The organism is Idiomarina sp. X4 (assembly GCF_002808045.1).
GTDB lineage: Bacteria > Pseudomonadota > Gammaproteobacteria > Enterobacterales > Alteromonadaceae > Idiomarina.
Map to the genome: position 1 here is coordinate 2,176,280 of NZ_CP025000.1, position 18,176 is coordinate 2,194,455.

Here is an 18,176-nt window from a genome sequence, read left to right on the forward strand (position 1 = left end):
ATACCACATTCTCAGTAACTCGGATTCAGTAATTCAACTTGATCTGAGTCAAAGTCTACCCTCGGAGAATCTATTCTCAACGGCTTTTGGGCGATTTTGCTTAAAGCTTCAACAGAACTGTTATATATTAGTTATCTTAGTTAAAAAGTTATTTTAGTTAAAAACATTCGCTTTAAAGGGCTGTGCTGTAACGGAGAATGCTCATGGAAGTAAAACAAGCCTTTACCGATTTTCTCGAGATTATTCCTGATGGTGCAGTCGTTATAAACACTGAAGGGTTGATTGTCGCTGTGAATCAAGCAGCAGCGGCAATGTTTGGTTATTCGTCGTCTTCAATGTTGGAAATGCCGTTAAATAGCTTATTGCCTAAAGAGTTCCGGGAAAAGCATGATGAACACCTGGTCAAGTTTTTTAAACACCCAGGGCGGCGTTCAATGGGGAATGGCCTAATCTTTCCTGCCGTTCGCCGTGATGGTTCTAAGTTTTACGTTGATATTATGCTGAACCAGATGGAAATTGAAGGTGAATTGTTCGGTATTGCGATCGCTCGTGATTACACGCTGCTTAAAAAAGCGGAAGATAAAATTCGTTTGGAACTGGAGTTTGAAAAACGTCAGGCATTGACGGATCATTTAACCGGCATAATGAACCGAAGAGCGTTTACAGCGCAGTTGACCGATGAAATTACGCAGTTGGAGCAGCATGGAACGCCGTTCGCAGTCAGCTTTATTGATCTTGATGACTTTAAAGAAATTAACGACGAGTACGGTCACCAGTATGGTGATGAAGTCCTACAAAAGATTGCTGAACTTATTCGTTTGCACAGTCGGCATACCGATTATGTTGCTCGCATTGGCGGTGACGAATTTGCGACCATTCATCCGATGATTGCAGCAAGTGACGCTGAGCAAATGATGCAACGCTTAAGAGCTGAATTAGTCAGCGGAATAGGGCATGCAAAGTTGCCAGTCACCTTGTCTATTGGTTTATGCCAATGCGACAAACCGTCAGAGCATTACACTGTTGAAAATATTATGGCGCGGGCAGACCGGGCTATGTATCAGGCTAAAAAGGAAGGCAAGAACGCCGTTGTTCTGACGGGTTAGTGAGTCTTGCGTTAAGTCGTGTAATTTTGTTTGATTATTGTCCATGGTCTAGCCTAGAGTTGTTTTAGACTGCGTAAGGAGAGAGCATGGGTGTTGTCACATCTTACCTGAGAATTATTTTGCTGATTCTGGGCGTACTGGCTGGTATTCAATTACCGGGCTTTGTTGATCAATACGGCAAAAGCCTTAATGCTCATCTAATAGAGTCAGAAAAAAGCCTTGATGCATTCAGAGACGAAGCAGAGAAGTTTTTCGATGGTGATATCGAACAGCTCATTGCTCACTATGAGGCCAGTGACGATATCGTCTTCCAGGAAGGAGGACAAAGCATTAGCGCTATTTACACGCGCCATCAGTTATTACTCCGTGCGCTGAATAAATTTAACGAAAACGCCTGGAATGCTTACACTCAGGCTTTTATTTCTCCCGTACCAGACATACAACAGGAAGTCAGAAGTGACTTTTCCTACACGGTTAAGCTGAACCCGGGGGCTATCCTATTTGGCTTGGTTTGCGGTTTAGTGCTCGCCATTGTCGGTGAACTATTTATTCGCTTGTTGGCGCGCCCCTTTCGACGATCGCCGCACAGTTAAGTCCACTCGGCATGGTTCCATAATTCAAGCCACTATTGGACGCCAGGCGGCTTGCGCAAAAGGCGTCAGCAACATCATTTGTGGCGTGTTGAAGCAATAAAGCTCCCTGTAAGCCTACCGCCATTTTGTCTGCAATAGTCCTTGCTCTATATTGCAGAGTGTTTATATCGCTAAATTCCGATTTTAAGCTACGCACAAAGGTATCAAAGTGTCGATCCGCTCCCTGAGCCTTCTCTAATTCAGTAAAGTACGCATCGAGAACCTCCGGCTGTTTTTCAATTGCGCGCAAAATATCAAGGCACTGAACATTGCCGCTGCCTTCCCATATCGCATTCACCGGCGACTCCCGGAATAAACGCGGCATAATATGGTTTTCCATAACACCGCTGCCGCCAATGACTTCCATCGCCTCGTAGGCATGGTTCGGTGTACGCTTGCAAATCCAGTATTTGCCAACGGGTGTGGCAATGCGGGACAACAGCTTTTCATGCTCGCTGTTCTGGTTGTCCATTGCTCGGGCAATGCGCATGGTGTATGTCATAGCTGCTTCACTTTCTATTGCAAGGTCAGCCAGCAAGTTTTGCATGAGCGGTTGTTCACTTAATCGGGCACCGAAAGCTTCCCGATTCGATGCGTGATGGATGGCTTGAGCCACAGCTTGGCGCATGCCGGACGACGAACCAATCATGCAGTCGTAGCGAGTGGTCGCGACCATTTCAATAATAGTGCGAATGCCGCGACCCTCTTCACCGACCATCCAACCTAGCGCGCCACGTAACTCGGTTTCACAGGATGCATTGGCGGCATTGCCCATTTTTTGTTTCAACTGTTGTATTTGTAGCGGGTTTTTAGAGCCATCGGGGCGCCAACGGGGGACTAAAAAGCACGATAAACCGTTTGTCGTCTGTGCGAGCACAAGAAAAGCGTCACACATAGGTGCTGAAACAAACCATTTGTGCCCGATGAGTTCATAGGCTTCACCTGAACCTTCTTGACTAATGGCGTAAGCCCGAGTCGAGTTTCTACGCACGTCAGACCCACCTTGTTTTTCGGTCATTGCCATGCCAATTGTTACCGCGCTTTTTTCGGTATGGGGGCGGTTGCTCGGGTCATAAACGCGGGCTGTGATTTTTGGCGCCCACTCTTTCAGTAAACTGGGCTGGTGACGCAGCGCCGGAACGGCTGCAAAGGTCATGGTAATGGGACAGCCGTGCGCCGCTTCGACTTGGGTATGCAGATAATATTTTGCCGCTCGAGCCACATGAGCCCCCGGTTTAGGGTCGCTCCAGGGACTGGCATGCAACCCATGCTCAATGGCGGTTGTCATTAACTGATGATAACTGGGGTGAAAGTCGACCTGATCAATACGATGCCCATAGCGATCGTGAGTTCTCAGCTCCGGCGGATATTTGTTTGCCTGAAACCCAAGCTCAATACTGTCACGTTGACCGGCCAGCGCACCAAAAGCAATAAGATCAGAGTAGGCCCAGCTGGCTCCCTCTCGTTCAACCGCCGCCTGAAGCGCCTTGTCAGCTAAATAGAGATTATAGTTTTCTAACGGCTCCGGCTGGTTTTCAACTTCATGTGTGCTGGCCATGAACTTATTGGCTTTTGGGTATTGTTGCGTCATGTTTCACTCCTTATTAACTTTGAGTGAAGCAAGATAAATTAGCCCCGTCAATAGACTAAAGGTTGCCTTTTGAGTGTTTTTTTATAACAGTTAGAGACATAATTAAAAAAAAATAAGACGGTTTATATTGCGCCAAATAATTATAAGAACATTACTGTTAGCGCTTGCCTGGATAATTTTGTGGCGTGTTGCAGGAATAATGGAATACGCTCCGCACGCCAGTATTTGGTTTCCGCCAGCGGGGCTGACGTTCGCTGCATTTCTGGTCATGAGCTGGCGAGCCTTTCCCGCAATACTACTTGGCAGTATCGTAACAACGTTATGGGTATCTGATTTATACGGTGACCAAACACCGGTCAAGGATTTACTCGTGACTGGTCTGATTTTTGGATTTGCGCATACGGTGCCTTATTTCTTAGGGGCGTGGTTATTGCGCTCCAAACTACTTCGCTTAGGCAGCCACGGTTTGTCTAGCACCATTATGACGTTTTTAGGTATTGCTGCACTGTCGTCATTTTGCGCGGCGTGGTTGGGTACTGAGGTCATGATCTCCGGTAATTTGCTTCAAGCTGAGGCGCTTTGGTACACCTGGCTGCCTTGGTGGATAGGGGACTTGAGCGGCGTTATTGTGCTCACGCCTATTTTCATTGCGTTGGTGAGTTGGCGCTACCCACAAATAGAACGCTGGCTAGGTGGCTTAAAGTTTACCGAAGGTGGGGGCAGTTGGTCGTCCTTTTCTACAAAGTTGCTGATTATTGTCATTATGCTGGCAGTTTGCTTAATCATTTCTATGTTTTCCAGCTATGAAGAGGCTGCCTTTCTGGTCTTCTTTTTAATTTTACCTTTGCTTTGGGTTTCCTATACCGAGTCGCCATTAAAAACCGCTATAGCACTTGCTGTCTTTAGTACCATTACGGCCTTCTCTATTGGTCTATTGGGGTTAATGGACTACGCAATTGTGTATCAGTTTGCGGTCACTGTTATAGCGTCAACGGCTTGGTTTGGATTAACGGTTCCGGCGCTAGTCGCACATAATCAATACTTGACGCATCAAGTATCGCAAGACGGTTTAACAAGCGCGGCCTCTCGTGAACACTTTATGCAACAAGCGGACTTACTACTGAAAATGGCTCGGCGACGTAACAAACCTATTTCAGTCATTATGTTTGATCTCGATAAGTTTAAATCAATTAATGACACTTATGGTCATATTGTTGGTGACTCAGCGCTTGTTGAAATTACCAATGCGGTCAATGCGCAGTTGCGGGAGTCGGATGTACTCGGTCGCTTTGGTGGTGACGAGTTTATGATTTTACTCCCTGATACCGATCAAAGCGATGCTGTGGGTGTTGCGCATAAACTGAGAGAGGGTATATCGAAAATAGTCATACCATCGCTTGCAGAGCGTTTGTCATGCAGCTTTGGTGTGGCACAGGTATCAAAAGATGAACATATTATGGTCGCTGTTGACCGGGCCGATAGGGCGTTATTACACGCAAAGCGAAACGGCCGTGATCGCATAGAAAAGGATGCTGTATGAAAATTGTATTTCTTGGCGGTGCAGAAACCGTAACGGGCTCTAAATATTTAGTTGAAACGGATTCGACCCGACTCTTGATTGACTGTGGTTTATTTCAGGGCTATAAGTGGTTACGCCGACGTAATTGGCAGCCTTTGCCAATGGGGATCCAGGACGTTGACGGTGTGGTTCTGACACATGCGCATTTAGACCACTCCGGTTTTATTCCGGTTCTGTATAAAAATGGCTACCGTGGTCCTGTTTTTGCGCATCACGCAACGGTCGGTCTGTGCGACATTTTGCTGGCGGACAGTGGCCGTATACAAGAAGAGGACGCCAAGTACCTTGGTAAACATAAGCTTAGTCGGCATGAAAAACCTGAACCTCTCTACGACGAAGCCACGGCGAAAGCGTCTATGACGTTATTTCAAGGCGTTGAATATCATCAACAATTTTCCATTGGCGATATTACTATTACGTTAAGAAAAGCGGGCCACATTTTAGGTGCTGCCAGCGTTATTTTGGAAGCTGATGGTAAGCGAGTTGGCTTTTCCGGTGACCTTGGTCGGCCGAACGACATTATGATGTATCCGCCAGAACCGCTGCCTGAACTTGATTTACTGATGCTGGAATCGACTTATGGAGACCGACGTCATCAGGCAACCGACAGTGCAGAAGAGCAATTAGCGGAAGTGGTCAATGAAACTTCTCAGTCTGGTGGTGTCCTTTTAATACCGAGTTTCTCAGTAGGTCGCGCCCAGTTGCTACAGTATCTATTGGTAAAATTAATGGATGAAAAGCGGATTCCACGACAGCCTATTTTCCTGGACTCTCCCATGGCCATTAATGTGTCCGGCTTGTATCAACGGTTTTATGACTTGCATAAGTTGTCGGATGCTCAGTGTCAAAATACCTTTAACAAAGTGGAGTACACGCGTTCGGTTGATGATTCAAAAGCGATAGCCTCGCAAACTGGACCGCATATCATAATTGCCGGTAGCGGTATGGCAACAGGAGGCCGAATTTTGCATCATTTCAAGCATTGGCTGGCTGATCATCGCGCAACTGTTCTGTTCAGCGGCCACCAGGCAGGCGGTACACGCGGTGCAAAAATGTTACAAGGTGTTGAGTCGATTAAACTGCACGGAGAGTGGCTCCCGGTTAAGGCTCGTATAAGAGCATTAGAGGGGTTGTCAGGGCACGCGGATTATGAAGAAATTACACAGTGGCTGAAGCAGTCTGAATTAAAACCCAATACGGCGATTCAGTTGGTGCATGGCGAGCCGGACGCCCTGGAAGCATTCCGCGACCACCTTATGCAAACAACGTCTTTTGATGTCGAAGTCGCGGATTATCAAGGGGTGTATCATCTATAGAAAAATGGCACTTAAAAGTGCCATTTAATCAATAAATTCGGGTTTTTCTCGTTAACACCATCAATATAAAACTTGTTGCGCCAGTAAACGTACTCGACACCAACGTAAAGTGGCGCAGACAGGTTAAAATAAGGCGATAAATTCCACTTGAGCTGTGAAGTGAAGTTCATATTAGCCGGACCGATACCGCTAATACCAGAGGCGTAATCTAAAAAGCCATCGTACATCCATTGGGTTTCACCAACAGAGAAAGGTACTCCCCAAGACAAGGTCACTTGGTAGTTGTTGTCGAAACCATCATTGTTTCTCCTGTACGCATCAACTTCAAAAAACTGAAAGCCGGGTACATCGAAAGCTGCGCCAATGCCATAAAGGTAGTGAGTAAAACCGTCACCAACTTCTGCGGTAGTGGTAACGCTTAAATTGTTGACGATGTTGTCTTCAAACTGCACGAAGTAGACTTCCGGAGAGACCTCTATATAGGTTTCTGTATCGCCGTTATCAGATTCTAAACGGTCGGCGAAAGAGAAGATCTTGCCCCAACTGTACCCGCCAACGTACTCGAGAGTGATAACCTGGCGGTCAGGGTCGCCAACTTCATAGTCACTACCATTTAAGTAGGTGAGACTGGTGTCTGACCAATACTTTTCTGCGGTTGCTGAAAAAGGCAAAGCCAAAAGAATGAACAAAGAGAAAACGATGTGTTTCATGGATAAAGCGCCTAAATTTTAGTCAAGTTTGCAAAAACGGAGCGATTATACGCAAGCTGGACTGTAAATTTAAAGAAATATCTGCGATTGCGGGCTGTTATTATTCAATCGAATTCGTTACATTACAAAAAGCTAACATCTCTACTGAGTCGCTGAGGTAATCAAGCGCGAATGCGTGATCAATTTTTGTTAAAGCAGTACATAAATACGTTAGAGTCTACTGCGCTTTGTGCCCGACTGTCGCCGTCTGGTCACATTCGGTGGTTAAGTGACTCCATGCATAAGCTGCTCGATATTCACTACCTAAAACAGACCACAGCGTTTCGTGATTTCCTGCACCCTGACAACAGACAGCATGTAACAGAAGTTATAAGCTATGCAATTGAATCGGGTAACAGCTGGAACGGTACGGTTTGCCTTGAAAGCAACACACGCACGAACTGGTGTCGTTGCATGACCATTCCGCTTTACGATGAAGCGGGTACGCTAAATGAACTGGTTCTGTTGTTTCAGGATATCTCACGCGAAGTTCACCTTGACGAACTTCTGCAAGAAGCGCGCTATGATCGGGTAACCGGGTTACCAACCAGAGTTGACTTATTAAACGACCTGAAACGTGTAAAAGCACAATGTCTGGCCGTACTTGATATACGAAAATTTCGCAGTTATGCGGACTTCTATGGTTTGGACTTTGGTGACGAATTGCTTCGTAAATTCAGTTTATGGGCACAAAAGCAGCTAAAGTCGAACCATATTAATATTTATCGCTTGTACAGCGACAAGTTTGCGCTCATTCCTGATTTTCGAATGATACCTACGTTATTTGAAAGTCACTTACTGCACTTTTATGAAGCCTTGTCTGACCTTAAGTTGGAAGTGCGTGACGTTGAGGCGAATTTGGACGTGGCCATAGGAATGGGGGTCGGTGACAGCAAGCATCTGCAGCTCGCAGAGAGTGCTTTATCAAAAGCGAAGGCAATTTATTCCGGGCACAAAATAGAAGTCGTGCGAGAGCGTGAGTTCTTAAAAGAAAACAAGGTTAATTGGATTCCTAAAATTCAATCCGCCATTACCGATCACCGCTTTGTGAACTATTACCAACCAATTAAAAGCACCTCGAACGAGCGTCCGAGTTATTATGAAGCGCTGGTGAGAATGCGTGACAACAACAGTGACTTACCTCCGGGAATGTTTCTAGATAAAGCAAAAACGACGCGTTATTACTGTGAAATTACACGTTCAGTCATAGAGCAAGCGGTGTTAGCGTCTGAAGAATTTGGTGTTGCGATATCGGTGAATTTATCGATTGAAGACATACTCAACGACAAAACCGTAAATTTCATACGGTATGTGCTCATGGAGCACAAAAAAGCTCAGCTAATATTTGAAATCACCGAAACGGAATCGACCGAGGATTTCGAAAAAGTTCAGACGTTTGCGCAAGAGGTAAGACAGCTGGGTGGCCAAATTGCGATTGATGATTTTGGTGTAGGATATTCGAACTTCTCCCGGTTAATTAGCTTACGTCCGGACTATCTGAAAATTGACGGCAGTATTGTTCAGAATGTTTTATATGACGAGACCAGTGCCAGCATTTTGAATGGCATGATTAGCATTTGTAAGGAATTGAATATTCCTATTGTTGCCGAGTTTGTTGAAAATGAAGAAGTGAACAGCTACTTGTGTAGCCAGAACATTGAGTACTTGCAAGGCTACTATATTGGCAAACCAAGCCCTGAAGTAAACCGACTACTAAACTGATTTTCCTATGACTGATTTTATAGAAACTTACGATAATGCATTGTCGTCAGACTTTTGTAAGCAGTTGATTGATACTTTTGAGAGCTCCGGACATACTTTTCAAGGCCGCACTGGCGGTGGAGTGGATGTGGAGAAAAAGTCGAGCACAGACTTAATGCTCAACTCTCACGCAGAGTATCAAGATTTACTGCTGAAAATTCAAAAAACGACGGCAGACCATGCTTTGCAGTATTTTAAGAAATATCACTTTGCGTTAATTGCGCCTGTGGCTCTTACGCTTCAGCATCCGAAGACTCAACAGCCAACTCCGTTGACCCATGAAAATTTTGATGAAATAGCCAAAGGCAATGAAATGGCGATTATGCAAAAGCTGTTTCGTGTAGGCGCCATTCAAATGCAGCGCTATCGTAAAGGTGAGGGCAATTATAACTACTGGCATTGCGAGACGTTTCCTCAGAAAGGCTCAACCGAGCCACTGCATCGTGCTTTGTTATTTATGTACTATTTAAACGATGTGGAAGAAGGGGGGGAGACCGACTTTTACTACCAGGAGCGTTCGTTAAAGCCCAAAGCCGGACAAATGGTTATTGCTCCCGCGTATTTCACCCATACTCACCGTGGTAGAACGCCGGTGTCTAATGACAAATATATTCTTACCAGCTGGATTCTGCATAGTCGCGCCGAGCAGTTATTTGGCGCTTAACGGTTCAATGTATTAATTCGCGTTAATGCGTAAAAAAAGCCCCGGCTTAACGATGAAGCCGGGGCTTTTTATTGAGCCTGTTTTACTTTTTATTCTTCGTCACTTTGAAGAATAGTGACTTCGCCTAGATTCAGTTCGCGAACTTTATCTTCAATTTCAGCTAAGTCACCAACAATAACCCAGGTCATGGCGTTTGGTGTTAACACATTATCGGCGCTTTCCTGGATATCATCCAGAGTAATTGCATTGATGCGCTGACCATAGGACTCAAGATACTCAACGTCTTTGCCTTTGTTAAAGGTACTTATCAACCCGCTCAATAAAGCGCCTTTGGTTTCATAAGCGCCAGGAAGTTTGGCTGTTTTGTTGGCTTTAACTTTGGCAAGTTCATCGTCGGTTGCCGGCTTATCGCCTTCATACTGAGTAAACTCTTTGACAATTTCCTGAATGGATTCCTGAGTCTTGTCCGTTTGAACCGGCGCAAGTGCCATTAATAGTCCGGGGCCTTCGTTGTCCAGCCATATAGAACGAGCACCGTAAGACCAGCCCTTATCCTCACGGAGATTCATATTTAAACGACTGGTGAAACTGCCACCGAGAATCGTATTCATCACGTCAATGGTATCGGCGTTGTCGACTTGACCTGAAGGTGCAAGCTGCCCCGCAATAATTAACGATTGAGGTGTTCCCGGTTTATTAATCAGGAAAACGCGACTGTCGTTTGATGCTGCAGACGCATCCAGTGTTTTTTCAGGCTTAGGTGTTGCCGGAGACTGCCAGCTGGCAAATTGCTCTTCCAGCAATAATTTAGCTTGCTCTACTGTGGTGTCGCCCACAATGACCAGTTTTGCATTGTCCGGGCGTAGCCAGGTTTGTGCATGCTCAACTAAGTCTTCACGCGTCAGAGACTTAATTGAGTCGACCGTACCAGAGCCCGTCAGCGGCTGGCTGTATGCGTGACCATCACCGAACATTAAGCCAGGCAAAACGCGCAGAGCCTGAGTTTGAGGGCGAGCTTCTTCCTTGCGAATGCCCTCTATCCAATTTGAACGTTTGCGTTCAATTTCTTCTTCTGAAAAAGCCGGATTTTGCAGAACATCATTCATTAACGATAAGCTTTCGGCAAAGTTAACGCTTAGCGTGTCCATGCTAATGCGAGAGCTGTCCAGACTGGCTGAGGCATTTAGGTTGGTACCTAAAGACTCTAAGCGTTCACTTAACTCTAACGCTCCCAAACTCTCAGTTCCTTCTTTCAGCATTGACATGGTATAGCTTGCTGTACCTAATTTACCGCCAACATCTGACGCATAACCACTGTCAAAGACTAAGCTCATTTCAATGGTTGGGGTATCGGTACGTTGTGCCAAATAGACATCTAAGCCATTCGACAGTGTAAACTGCTCAACTTCTGGTAATTCCAGCTGAGGTAAGTCGCCAACATTAGGAAGCTCTGAACGATCTGCATCCGTTTCCTGCGCCGTGTAGTTTGGTTGTGGTACAACGTTCAGAACAAAGTCGCCACTGGATAACCACTTTTGAGCGACATTTTGAATGTCACTGACGGTTGCCTGTTTTGTCCACTCCATTTCCTGTGCATAGAAGCCAGGGTCGTCGTGGTAGACAGCGCCAGAGGCAAGAATGTCTGACTTACCACCAAAGCCACCCACTTTTTCAGCACGGCGTACAAAGTTTGCTGTCGTACTAAACTTAGTACGTTGCAATTCTGATTGGGTAGGCCCTTCTTTAATTAAGCGCTGTAACTCTTCATTAATAATTGCTTCGATTTGCTCAAGCTCAACACCTGGTTTTGCATCAGCCGTAATCATGAACTGACCGGCCAGTGTGCGACCGTATTGGAAAGCGCCAACAGAGCTGGCAATTTGCTCGTCATAGACCAGACGCTCATACAAACGAGAGTTTTTCCCGTTGGCAAGGATATCAGCGAATAGCTCAAGGTATTCGGAGTCAGCCGTACCCATTTGCGCGGTATTCCAAACTTTATAAACACGAGCGGCTGGAACACGGTCTTCCATGGTAGCACGTTTGGTTTCATCGCGTTTTGCGACCCAGGTTTCTTGTTTTTTCAACGGTTTGCCTGGGTCGATGTCAGCAAAGTATTTGGTGACCTTCTCTCTCGCGGTTTCAACATCAATGTCACCCGCTAAGACGAGTACAGCGTTGGCGGCACCATAGTAGTCTTTAAACCATTGGTGTACGTCGTCCAGTGTCGCTGCATTTAAGTCTTCCATCGAGCCAATAACCGACCATGAATAAGGATGACCTTCCGGGAACGTTTGCTCGGCAATGTAGCTCCAGGCTTTACCGTATGGCTGAGCTTCACCCTGACGCTTCTCGTTTTGTACAACGCCACGTTGTTCGTCGAGCTTTTCTTGAGTAACAGCGCCTAACAAATGACCCATGCGGTCCGACTCCATCCATAACGCCATATCAAGCGCTGGTGTTGGAACGTTTTCAAAGTAATTCGTGCGGTCGTTGTTGGTGGTACCGTTCATTTCAGTGGCGCCTGCACGTTCAAAAGGACCGAAATATTCGTCGTCGTAGTTTTCAGTACCATTAAACATCAAATGTTCAAACAGGTGCGCGAAACCCGTTTTACCGGGCTTTTCGTCTTTAGAACCAACGGCGTACCATACGTTAACGGCAACAATGGGGGCTTTGCGATCTTCATGAACGACAACCGTTAATCCGTTATCTAAGGTAAATGTTTCGTAGTTAACCTTCACTTCAGGAAACTGAGACTGGCTAACAGCGGTTGTATTACTAGCCGATGTTGTTGACTGGCAGCCGCCTAAAAGAACCGTCGTCACTGCAACTGCAGTGAGGGTTTTCATCATCTTCATAATTATTCCCAATATTGTTTTTATAAGCCCCACTACTATACGAAACCCCAGCGGGGTGTGCCCGATAAATGACCTGTTAAATTGTAACGAAATTAAACATATTGAAACCGCCCACTGTTTTTTGTGATAAATAAGGTTTCAGTCAAGTCTTTTAATTACGCAGACAATCAAGGATAATTGCGCGCGATTTGCAGAAAATAGATACGGTATCTTGTGAATAAGACGGTGAATAAGACGACAGTTATAGCAATAGCGGGGGCTTCAGCGTCAGGCAAAAGTTTGTTTGCCTCGACGGTTTATCAGGAGTTAGTTGCGGAGTTGGGCACTGACGGTATCGCCATTCTCGCCGAGGATGCTTACTACCGCGATCAGAGTCATATGACGATGGAACAGCGAGTTCTGACCAACTATGACCAACCGGCGGCCTTCGAGCATGACTTGCTCATGAAGCACTTAAAACAGTTGAAGGCTGGCGAAGCGGTTGAAATGCCGCAGTACAGCCATAAAACGCACACCCGCCTTCCCGAAACCATTAAAGTGGCACCGGCAAGGGTAGTTATGGTTGAAGGTATTTTATTACTGACGGACGAAAAGCTGAGGGAACAGTTCGATATCTCCGTATTTATGGATACCCCCCTCGATATTTGCTTGCTGCGTCGTATTAAACGCGATATTGAAGAGCGTGGTAGAAATTTACAGTCAGTAACAGAGCAATACGAACAGTATGTGCGCCCGGCGTTTTTTGACTTTATTTTCCCATCTAAGCAATACGCTGATCTTGTTGTCACTCGTGGTGGCCAGAACGAAATAGCCATTGACATTATAAAAACAAAAATACGTCAGTTGCTGGCGGAATAAACTGGTTTTCTTATGAATAGTATTCTTGGCATTGCCATTATTTTTCTCGTTGCTTATCTGGTGTCGACAAACCGCAAAGCTATCCGCTGGCGCACCGTTCTCGGTGCGTTTGCTATTCAAGTCGTGCTTGCCGGGTTTGTGCTTTATGTGCCTATTGGTCGTGAAATGCTGTTTGGTTTCGCACAGGGCGTTTCGACCGTTATTGGCTACACCAAAGCGGGTATCGACTTTCTGTTTGGTAACTTAGCGTCCGAAGACTTTGGCTTTGTGTTCGCCATTCAGGTGTTGTCCGTTATTGTCTTTTTCTCGTCACTTATTTCCGTGCTTTATTATCTGGGTATTATGAAGTGGGTCATTCGCATACTCGGTGGTGGCTTGCAAAAACTGCTGGGCACCAGTCGCCCTGAGTCGATGTCAGCGGCGGCAAATATTTTCGTGGGGCAGACAGAAGCGCCCATGATGGTGCGGCCTTTCATTGGCACCATGACACGCTCGGAGCTTTTTGCCGTAATGGTGGGCGGAATGGCGTCCGTTTCCGGATCCGTTTTGGCGGGTTATGCCGGGGTTGGCGTAGAGCTAAAATACCTAATTGCGGCAAGTTTCATGGCAGCCCCAGCTGGCTTCCTTATGGCCAAAATGATGATTCCGGAGTGCGAAAAGCCACGTAACGATCTTGAAGAAATAGAAGTGGATGATAACTCAGCTAACGTTATTGATGCGGCAGCGCAAGGTGCGTCCAGTGGCTTGCAACTGGCGATGAATGTGGGCGCAATGTTGCTGGCGTTTGTGGCACTTATTGCGTTAATTAATGGTATTTTCGGCTGGGTTGGTAGCTGGTTTGGTTACGCTGATTTAACCTTGCAGGAAGTATTTGGTTATGTCTTTCAGCCAGTCGCTTATGTGTTAGGCGTCAGCTGGGATGAAGCGAACCTTGCCGGTAGTTTCATTGGCCAAAAGCTAGTTATTAATGAGTTTGTTGCTTATCTCGATTTTGTGAATTACAAAGAGCAAATGAGCGAGCACTCACAAGTGATTGTGACGTTCGTGCTATGTGGCTTTGCAAACTTTTCATCCATTGCTATTTTGCTTGGTGGTCTTGGCGGTATGGCACCCAGTCGCCGTCATGACATAGCCAGATTGGGTATGAGAGCGCTTTTAGCCGCGACGCTTGCGAATATGATGAGCGCTGCGATAGCTGGCTTCTTTGTTTCCCTGACCTAATAAAGCCCCGGAGACCGCAATTAACTGCGGTCTCTCATGACACCTTCCTGAATGGTCGATGCGACCAGCATACCGTCTCTGGTATATATTTGACCACGCACCAGACCACGCTGCCCGCTGGCTGATGGGCTGTCTATTGCGTACAAGACCCAGTCATCCATGCGGAAATCACGATGGAACCACATGGCGTGGTCAATGGTCGCAACCTGCATATTGGGTTGCGCAAAACTAACGCCATGAGGCTGCAACGCGGTTGGTAGAAAGTTAAAGTCTGACGCGTAAGCCAGTAGGTATTTATGCACGCGAGTGTCCGCGGGCATATTGCCGTTGGCTTTTAACCAAACATAACGCTTAGGTTCGTCTTTTTCCGGCTTAAATGGGTTATAGGGCGTTACAAAACGCATTTCTATTGGTTTTTCACAAATAAATTTATTGCGAAGTGGCGCCGGAATCAATTCTTCGTGTTCGCGGTAAATATCCAGGTCTGATATCAAACCTTCTGGTCCGGGAACTTCTGGCATGACGTCCTGGTGTTCAAAACCGCTTTCCTGCTGTTGAAACGACGCGGTCATATAGAAAATAGGCTTGCCGTACTGAATGGCTTGCACCCGCCGCGCTGAAAAGCTTTTACCGTCGCGAATGTTTTCTACATCGTAAACAATGGGCTTTTTGGCATCGCCCGGACGCAAAAAGTAACTGTGAAACGAGTGGCAGACACGTTCGGCCGGTAATGTTTCTTTTGCCGCAGACAGCGCTTGACCAATGACCTGGCCGCCAAATACAGCACCAAAGCCTAAATCCTGACTTTGACCGCGGTATAAGCCGTCTTCAATGGTTTCCAGTGTCAATAGGTTCAATAAATCGTCGAGTACCTTGCTCATTTCCTGCGTCCTGTAGTGCTGATTTAAACTTAAGTCTTATTGATCTTAAACGGTTTTTTCGGACTATGTAATATAAAGTAAGAAAATAACGATTATAGTAGATTAACTGAACATTTTACGTGCAGTGTGTTGGCACAACTCTTTGATTTGTGTTTGCATAGAAAGCACTTTATGTGGCTCAAACGATTCTGTTTGTCTATATTAGAAGTATCGTTTGGCTTAACAAAACGCTTAAGAAGCGAAAGGGAGAGTATCTATGTCAGGCAACGACAGTCTGAAAACCTTAAGTACATTAGAGGTTAACGGAAAAACCTTTCATTACTACAGTTTGCCCAAAGCGGCAGAAGCTCTAGGGGATATTTCAAAACTTCCGGCTTCAATGAAAGTGTTGTTAGAAAACTTGCTGCGTAATGAAGACGGCAGCACAGTGAATGAAGATGATTTAAAAGCCATGGTCGATTGGCAGAAAGAAAAGAAGATTGACCGTGAAATACAGTACCGCCCGGCGCGCGTACTGATGCAAGACTTCACCGGCGTCCCCGGTATTGTCGATTTGGCTGCCATGCGAGACGCGGTTGATAAAGCGGGTCACGACCCTGAAACCATTAACCCGCTGTCACCGGTCGACTTGGTTATCGACCACTCGGTAATGGTCGATAAGTACGCAAGTCCTGAAGCGTTTAAAGAGAATGTTCGCATTGAAATGGAGCGTAACAAAGAGCGTTACGAATTCCTGAAGTGGGGACAGGGCGCGTTCGAAAACTTTCGTGTAGTGCCGCCAGGTACAGGTATTTGCCACCAGGTAAACCTGGAATATTTAGGTAAAAGTGTCTGGACTAGAGAGGAAGACGGTAAAACCTTTGCATTCCCGGATACTCTAGTCGGTACTGACTCACACACCACCATGATCAACGGTATTGGTGTATTAGGTTGGGGTGTTGGCGGCATTGAAGCAGAAGCCGCAATGCTTGGTCAGCCGGTTTCTATGCTGATTCCGGAGGTGGTTGGTTTCCGTTTAACCGGTAAACTTAACGAAGGTGTAACGGCAACTGACTTGGTATTAACCGTAACGCAAATGCTGCGTGAAAAAGGTGTTGTCGGTAAGTTTGTTGAATTCTACGGTCCAGGTTTAGACAACCTGCCATTGGCAGACCGTGCGACCATATCAAATATGGCACCAGAGTATGGTGCAACCTGTGGTTTCTTCCCGGTGGATGATGAGACATTGCGCTACTTCCGCCTGTCAGGTCGTGACGAAGAGACCATTGAACTGGTTGAAAAGTACAGCAAAGCTCAGGGTCTATGGCGTGACAACGACAACGAACCTGAGTATACCGACTCATTAGAGTTAGACTTAGGTGATGTGACGGCATCATTGGCAGGACCTAAGCGTCCGCAGGACCGCGTCAACATGGAGCAGTTAGGTAGTAACTTTGACCTGATTCTTGAGACGAATGGCCAGTCAAGTGAGAAAGATAAAGAGGTGCCGGTAAAAGGTAAGGACTACAGCCTATCACATGGTGACGTTGTTATCGCCGCTATTACCTCTTGTACCAACACCTCAAACCCAAGCGTTATGATGGCAGCTGGTCTGTTGGCTCAAAAAGCGATAGAAAAAGGGTTAATGCGTAAGCCGTGGGTTAAGTCATCGCTTGCACCTGGCTCTAAAGTCGTGACTGATTATCTGGCAAAAGCGGGGTTGGATGACTACCTCGATAAACTTGGTTTTCATCTAGTAGGTTACGGTTGTACGACGTGTATTGGTAACTCGGGCCCATTGGACGATGAAATTACTGAAGCGATTCAGGAGGGGGATTTAACCGTATCGTCGGTGTTGTCCGGTAACCGCAACTTTGAAGGTCGCGTTCACCCAGAAGTTAAGGCGAACTGGCTTGCGTCACCACCGCTAGTTGTTGCTTATGCGTTGGCAGGTACCACGCGTACTGACTTAACCAAAGATCCTATTGGTAAAGACAAAGACGGCAACGACGTGTTCTTGAAAGACATTTGGCCAAGCAGCGCAGAAATCTCAGAAGCGGTTAAAATGGTTGATAACCAAATGTTCGGCAAAGAATACGCTGAAGTATTCGCCGGTGACGAAGAGTGGCAGAACATTAGTGTCGCTGAGGGTAAAACCTATAATTGGCAGGATGAGTCGACCTACGTTAAGAACCCACCGTTCTTCGAAGGTATTGATAAGCCATTAGAAGGACCAAGTGACATAAAAGACGCAAATGTCTTAGCGGTGTTTGCAGACTCGATTACCACCGACCATATTTCACCAGCGGGTTCTATTAAGCCGGACTCTCCTGCGGGCAAATACTTGCAGGAAAACGGTGTGGCCGTGAAAGATTTCAACTCGTATGGTTCGCGTCGTGGTAATCATGAAGTCATGATGCGCGGCACATTCGCCAATATCCGTATCAAGAACCAAATGCTCGACAATGTTGAGGGTGGCTTTACTAAGTTCATTCCGACCGGCGAGCAAATGCCAATTTACGACGCTGCCATGAAGTACATGGAAAATGACACACCATTAGTCGTGTTGGCAGGTAAGGAATACGGTACAGGCTCTAGCCGAGACTGGGCAGCAAAAGGCACTCGTTTGCTGGGCGTTAAGGCTGTTATCGCAGAAAGTTACGAGCGTATTCACCGTTCTAACCTAGTTGGCATGGGCGTTCTGCCACTGCAATTTGCAGACGGAGAGAGCGTTGAAGAGCACAAGCTTACTGGTGAAGAGCAAATTTCGGTATTGGGACTGAGCGATGACCTTAAACCGGGTCAAATGCTGGACGTTGTTGCAAAACGCAAAGACGGTTCAGAGGCTAAGTTCAAGGTGAAATGTCGTATCGACACTGGTAACGAAATGAACTATTACAAGAACGGCGGTATTTTGCACTACGTACTGCGCCAAATGCTTAAGTAGTTGTCAGCTGAAATGACAAAACCCCGGCTTT

The 18,176-nt window shown here is 46.3% G+C and carries 13 protein-coding genes; 9 read left to right on the forward strand and 4 right to left on the reverse strand.

Annotated elements, in window-relative coordinates; genetic code table 11:
• Positions 1–203: 203 nt before the first annotated feature.
• Together CWC33_RS10540 and CWC33_RS10545 are read left to right on the forward strand one after the other, a co-directional pair.
• On the forward strand, positions 204–1,106 hold the full coding sequence (locus tag CWC33_RS10540; RefSeq protein ID WP_100691886.1) for a GGDEF domain-containing protein: 903 nt from the start codon (positions 204–206) through the stop codon (positions 1,104–1,106).
• An 86-nt stretch (positions 1,107–1,192) separates the two neighbouring features.
• Positions 1,193–1,699 carry a DUF2937 family protein gene (locus tag CWC33_RS10545; RefSeq protein ID WP_100691887.1) on the forward strand — a complete coding sequence of 169 codons (507 nt, stop codon included), beginning with the start codon at positions 1,193–1,195 and terminating at the stop codon, positions 1,697–1,699.
• On the opposite strand, the gene CWC33_RS10550 is transcribed toward CWC33_RS10545, so the two are convergent.
• Positions 1,653–3,329 carry an isovaleryl-CoA dehydrogenase gene (locus CWC33_RS10550; protein ID WP_100691888.1) on the reverse strand — a complete coding sequence of 559 codons (1,677 nt, stop codon included), beginning with the start codon at positions 3,327–3,329 and terminating at the stop codon, positions 1,653–1,655. The two genes, CWC33_RS10545 and CWC33_RS10550, sit on opposite strands and share 47 nt — an antisense overlap.
• 199 nt (positions 3,330–3,528) lie before the next feature.
• On the opposite strand from CWC33_RS10550, the gene CWC33_RS10555 reads away from it, so the two are divergent.
• Together CWC33_RS10555 and CWC33_RS10560 are read left to right on the forward strand one after the other, a co-directional pair.
• On the forward strand, positions 3,529–4,869 hold the full coding sequence (locus CWC33_RS10555) for a GGDEF domain-containing protein (RefSeq protein ID WP_157803492.1): 1,341 nt from the start codon (positions 3,529–3,531) through the stop codon (positions 4,867–4,869).
• Positions 4,866–6,224: an MBL fold metallo-hydrolase RNA specificity domain-containing protein gene (locus CWC33_RS10560; RefSeq protein WP_100691890.1), complete on the forward strand. Its 1,359-nt coding sequence runs from the start codon at positions 4,866–4,868 to the stop codon at positions 6,222–6,224. Before CWC33_RS10555 ends, CWC33_RS10560 begins: the two co-directional genes overlap by 4 nt.
• An 11-nt stretch (positions 6,225–6,235) precedes the next feature.
• On the opposite strand, the gene CWC33_RS10565 is transcribed toward CWC33_RS10560, so the two are convergent.
• Positions 6,236–6,934 carry a nucleoside-binding protein gene (locus tag CWC33_RS10565; RefSeq protein WP_100691891.1) on the reverse strand — a complete coding sequence of 233 codons (699 nt, stop codon included), beginning with the start codon at positions 6,932–6,934 and terminating at the stop codon, positions 6,236–6,238.
• Between the two features lie 171 nt (positions 6,935–7,105).
• Between CWC33_RS10565 and CWC33_RS10570 the strand changes: the two genes are divergently transcribed.
• Positions 7,106–8,695, forward strand: coding sequence for a sensor domain-containing phosphodiesterase (locus CWC33_RS10570; protein WP_100691892.1), 1,590 nt, complete (start codon positions 7,106–7,108; stop codon positions 8,693–8,695).
• 7 nt (positions 8,696–8,702) lie between these two features.
• A complete protein-coding gene (locus CWC33_RS10575) occupies positions 8,703–9,398 on the forward strand; it encodes a 2OG-Fe(II) oxygenase (RefSeq protein WP_100691893.1) in 696 nt (231 codons plus the stop codon).
• Positions 9,399–9,487: 89 nt separating this feature from the next.
• Here CWC33_RS10575 and CWC33_RS10580 read toward each other — a convergent pair whose 3' ends face one another.
• Positions 9,488–12,259 carry a M16 family metallopeptidase gene (locus CWC33_RS10580; protein ID WP_100691894.1) on the reverse strand — a complete coding sequence of 924 codons (2,772 nt, stop codon included), beginning with the start codon at positions 12,257–12,259 and terminating at the stop codon, positions 9,488–9,490.
• A gap of 225 nt (positions 12,260–12,484) precedes the next feature.
• Between CWC33_RS10580 and udk the strand changes: the two genes are divergently transcribed.
• The gene (gene udk / locus CWC33_RS10585) at positions 12,485–13,117 is read left to right on the forward strand and encodes a uridine kinase (protein ID WP_088769362.1); all 633 of its coding nucleotides are present in this window, start codon (positions 12,485–12,487) and stop codon (positions 13,115–13,117) included.
• 12 nt (positions 13,118–13,129) lie between these two features.
• Positions 13,130–14,338, forward strand: a complete 1,209-nt coding sequence (locus tag CWC33_RS10590; protein ID WP_088767944.1) for a NupC/NupG family nucleoside CNT transporter — start codon at positions 13,130–13,132, stop codon at positions 14,336–14,338.
• A gap of 20 nt (positions 14,339–14,358) precedes the next feature.
• On the opposite strand, the gene tesB is transcribed toward CWC33_RS10590, so the two are convergent.
• On the reverse strand, positions 14,359–15,219 hold the full coding sequence (gene tesB, locus CWC33_RS10595) for an acyl-CoA thioesterase II (protein ID WP_088767945.1): 861 nt from the start codon (positions 15,217–15,219) through the stop codon (positions 14,359–14,361).
• Between the two features lie 256 nt (positions 15,220–15,475).
• Here tesB and acnA point away from each other — a divergent pair, with 256 nt between their 5' ends.
• Positions 15,476–18,145 (forward strand): aconitate hydratase AcnA, encoded by a 2,670-nt coding sequence (gene acnA / locus CWC33_RS10600; protein ID WP_100691895.1) that lies wholly within the window; start codon positions 15,476–15,478, stop codon positions 18,143–18,145.
• The last annotated feature ends 31 nt before the right edge of the window (positions 18,146–18,176 follow it).

Excerpts from the sequence above, each read along its gene's own strand:
- CWC33_RS10580 (WP_100691894.1), bottom strand. The coding sequence starts at position 12,259 with ATGAAGATGATGAAAACCCTCACTGCAGTTGCAGTGACGACGGTTCTT.
- CWC33_RS10550 (WP_100691888.1), bottom strand. The coding sequence starts at position 3,329 with ATGACGCAACAATACCCAAAAGCCAATAAGTTCATGGCCAGCACACAT.
- acnA (WP_100691895.1), top strand. The coding sequence starts at position 15,476 with ATGTCAGGCAACGACAGTCTGAAAACCTTAAGTACATTAGAGGTTAAC.
- CWC33_RS10540 (WP_100691886.1), top strand. The coding sequence starts at position 204 with ATGGAAGTAAAACAAGCCTTTACCGATTTTCTCGAGATTATTCCTGAT.
- CWC33_RS10565 (WP_100691891.1), bottom strand. The coding sequence starts at position 6,934 with ATGAAACACATCGTTTTCTCTTTGTTCATTCTTTTGGCTTTGCCTTTT.
- CWC33_RS10560 (WP_100691890.1), top strand. The coding sequence starts at position 4,866 with ATGAAAATTGTATTTCTTGGCGGTGCAGAAACCGTAACGGGCTCTAAA.
- CWC33_RS10575 (WP_100691893.1), top strand. The coding sequence starts at position 8,703 with ATGACTGATTTTATAGAAACTTACGATAATGCATTGTCGTCAGACTTT.
- CWC33_RS10555 (WP_157803492.1), top strand. The coding sequence starts at position 3,529 with ATGGAATACGCTCCGCACGCCAGTATTTGGTTTCCGCCAGCGGGGCTG.
- tesB (WP_088767945.1), bottom strand. The coding sequence starts at position 15,219 with ATGAGCAAGGTACTCGACGATTTATTGAACCTATTGACACTGGAAACC.
- CWC33_RS10545 (WP_100691887.1), top strand. The coding sequence starts at position 1,193 with ATGGGTGTTGTCACATCTTACCTGAGAATTATTTTGCTGATTCTGGGC.
- CWC33_RS10570 (WP_100691892.1), top strand. The coding sequence starts at position 7,106 with ATGCGTGATCAATTTTTGTTAAAGCAGTACATAAATACGTTAGAGTCT.
- CWC33_RS10590 (WP_088767944.1), top strand. The coding sequence starts at position 13,130 with ATGAATAGTATTCTTGGCATTGCCATTATTTTTCTCGTTGCTTATCTG.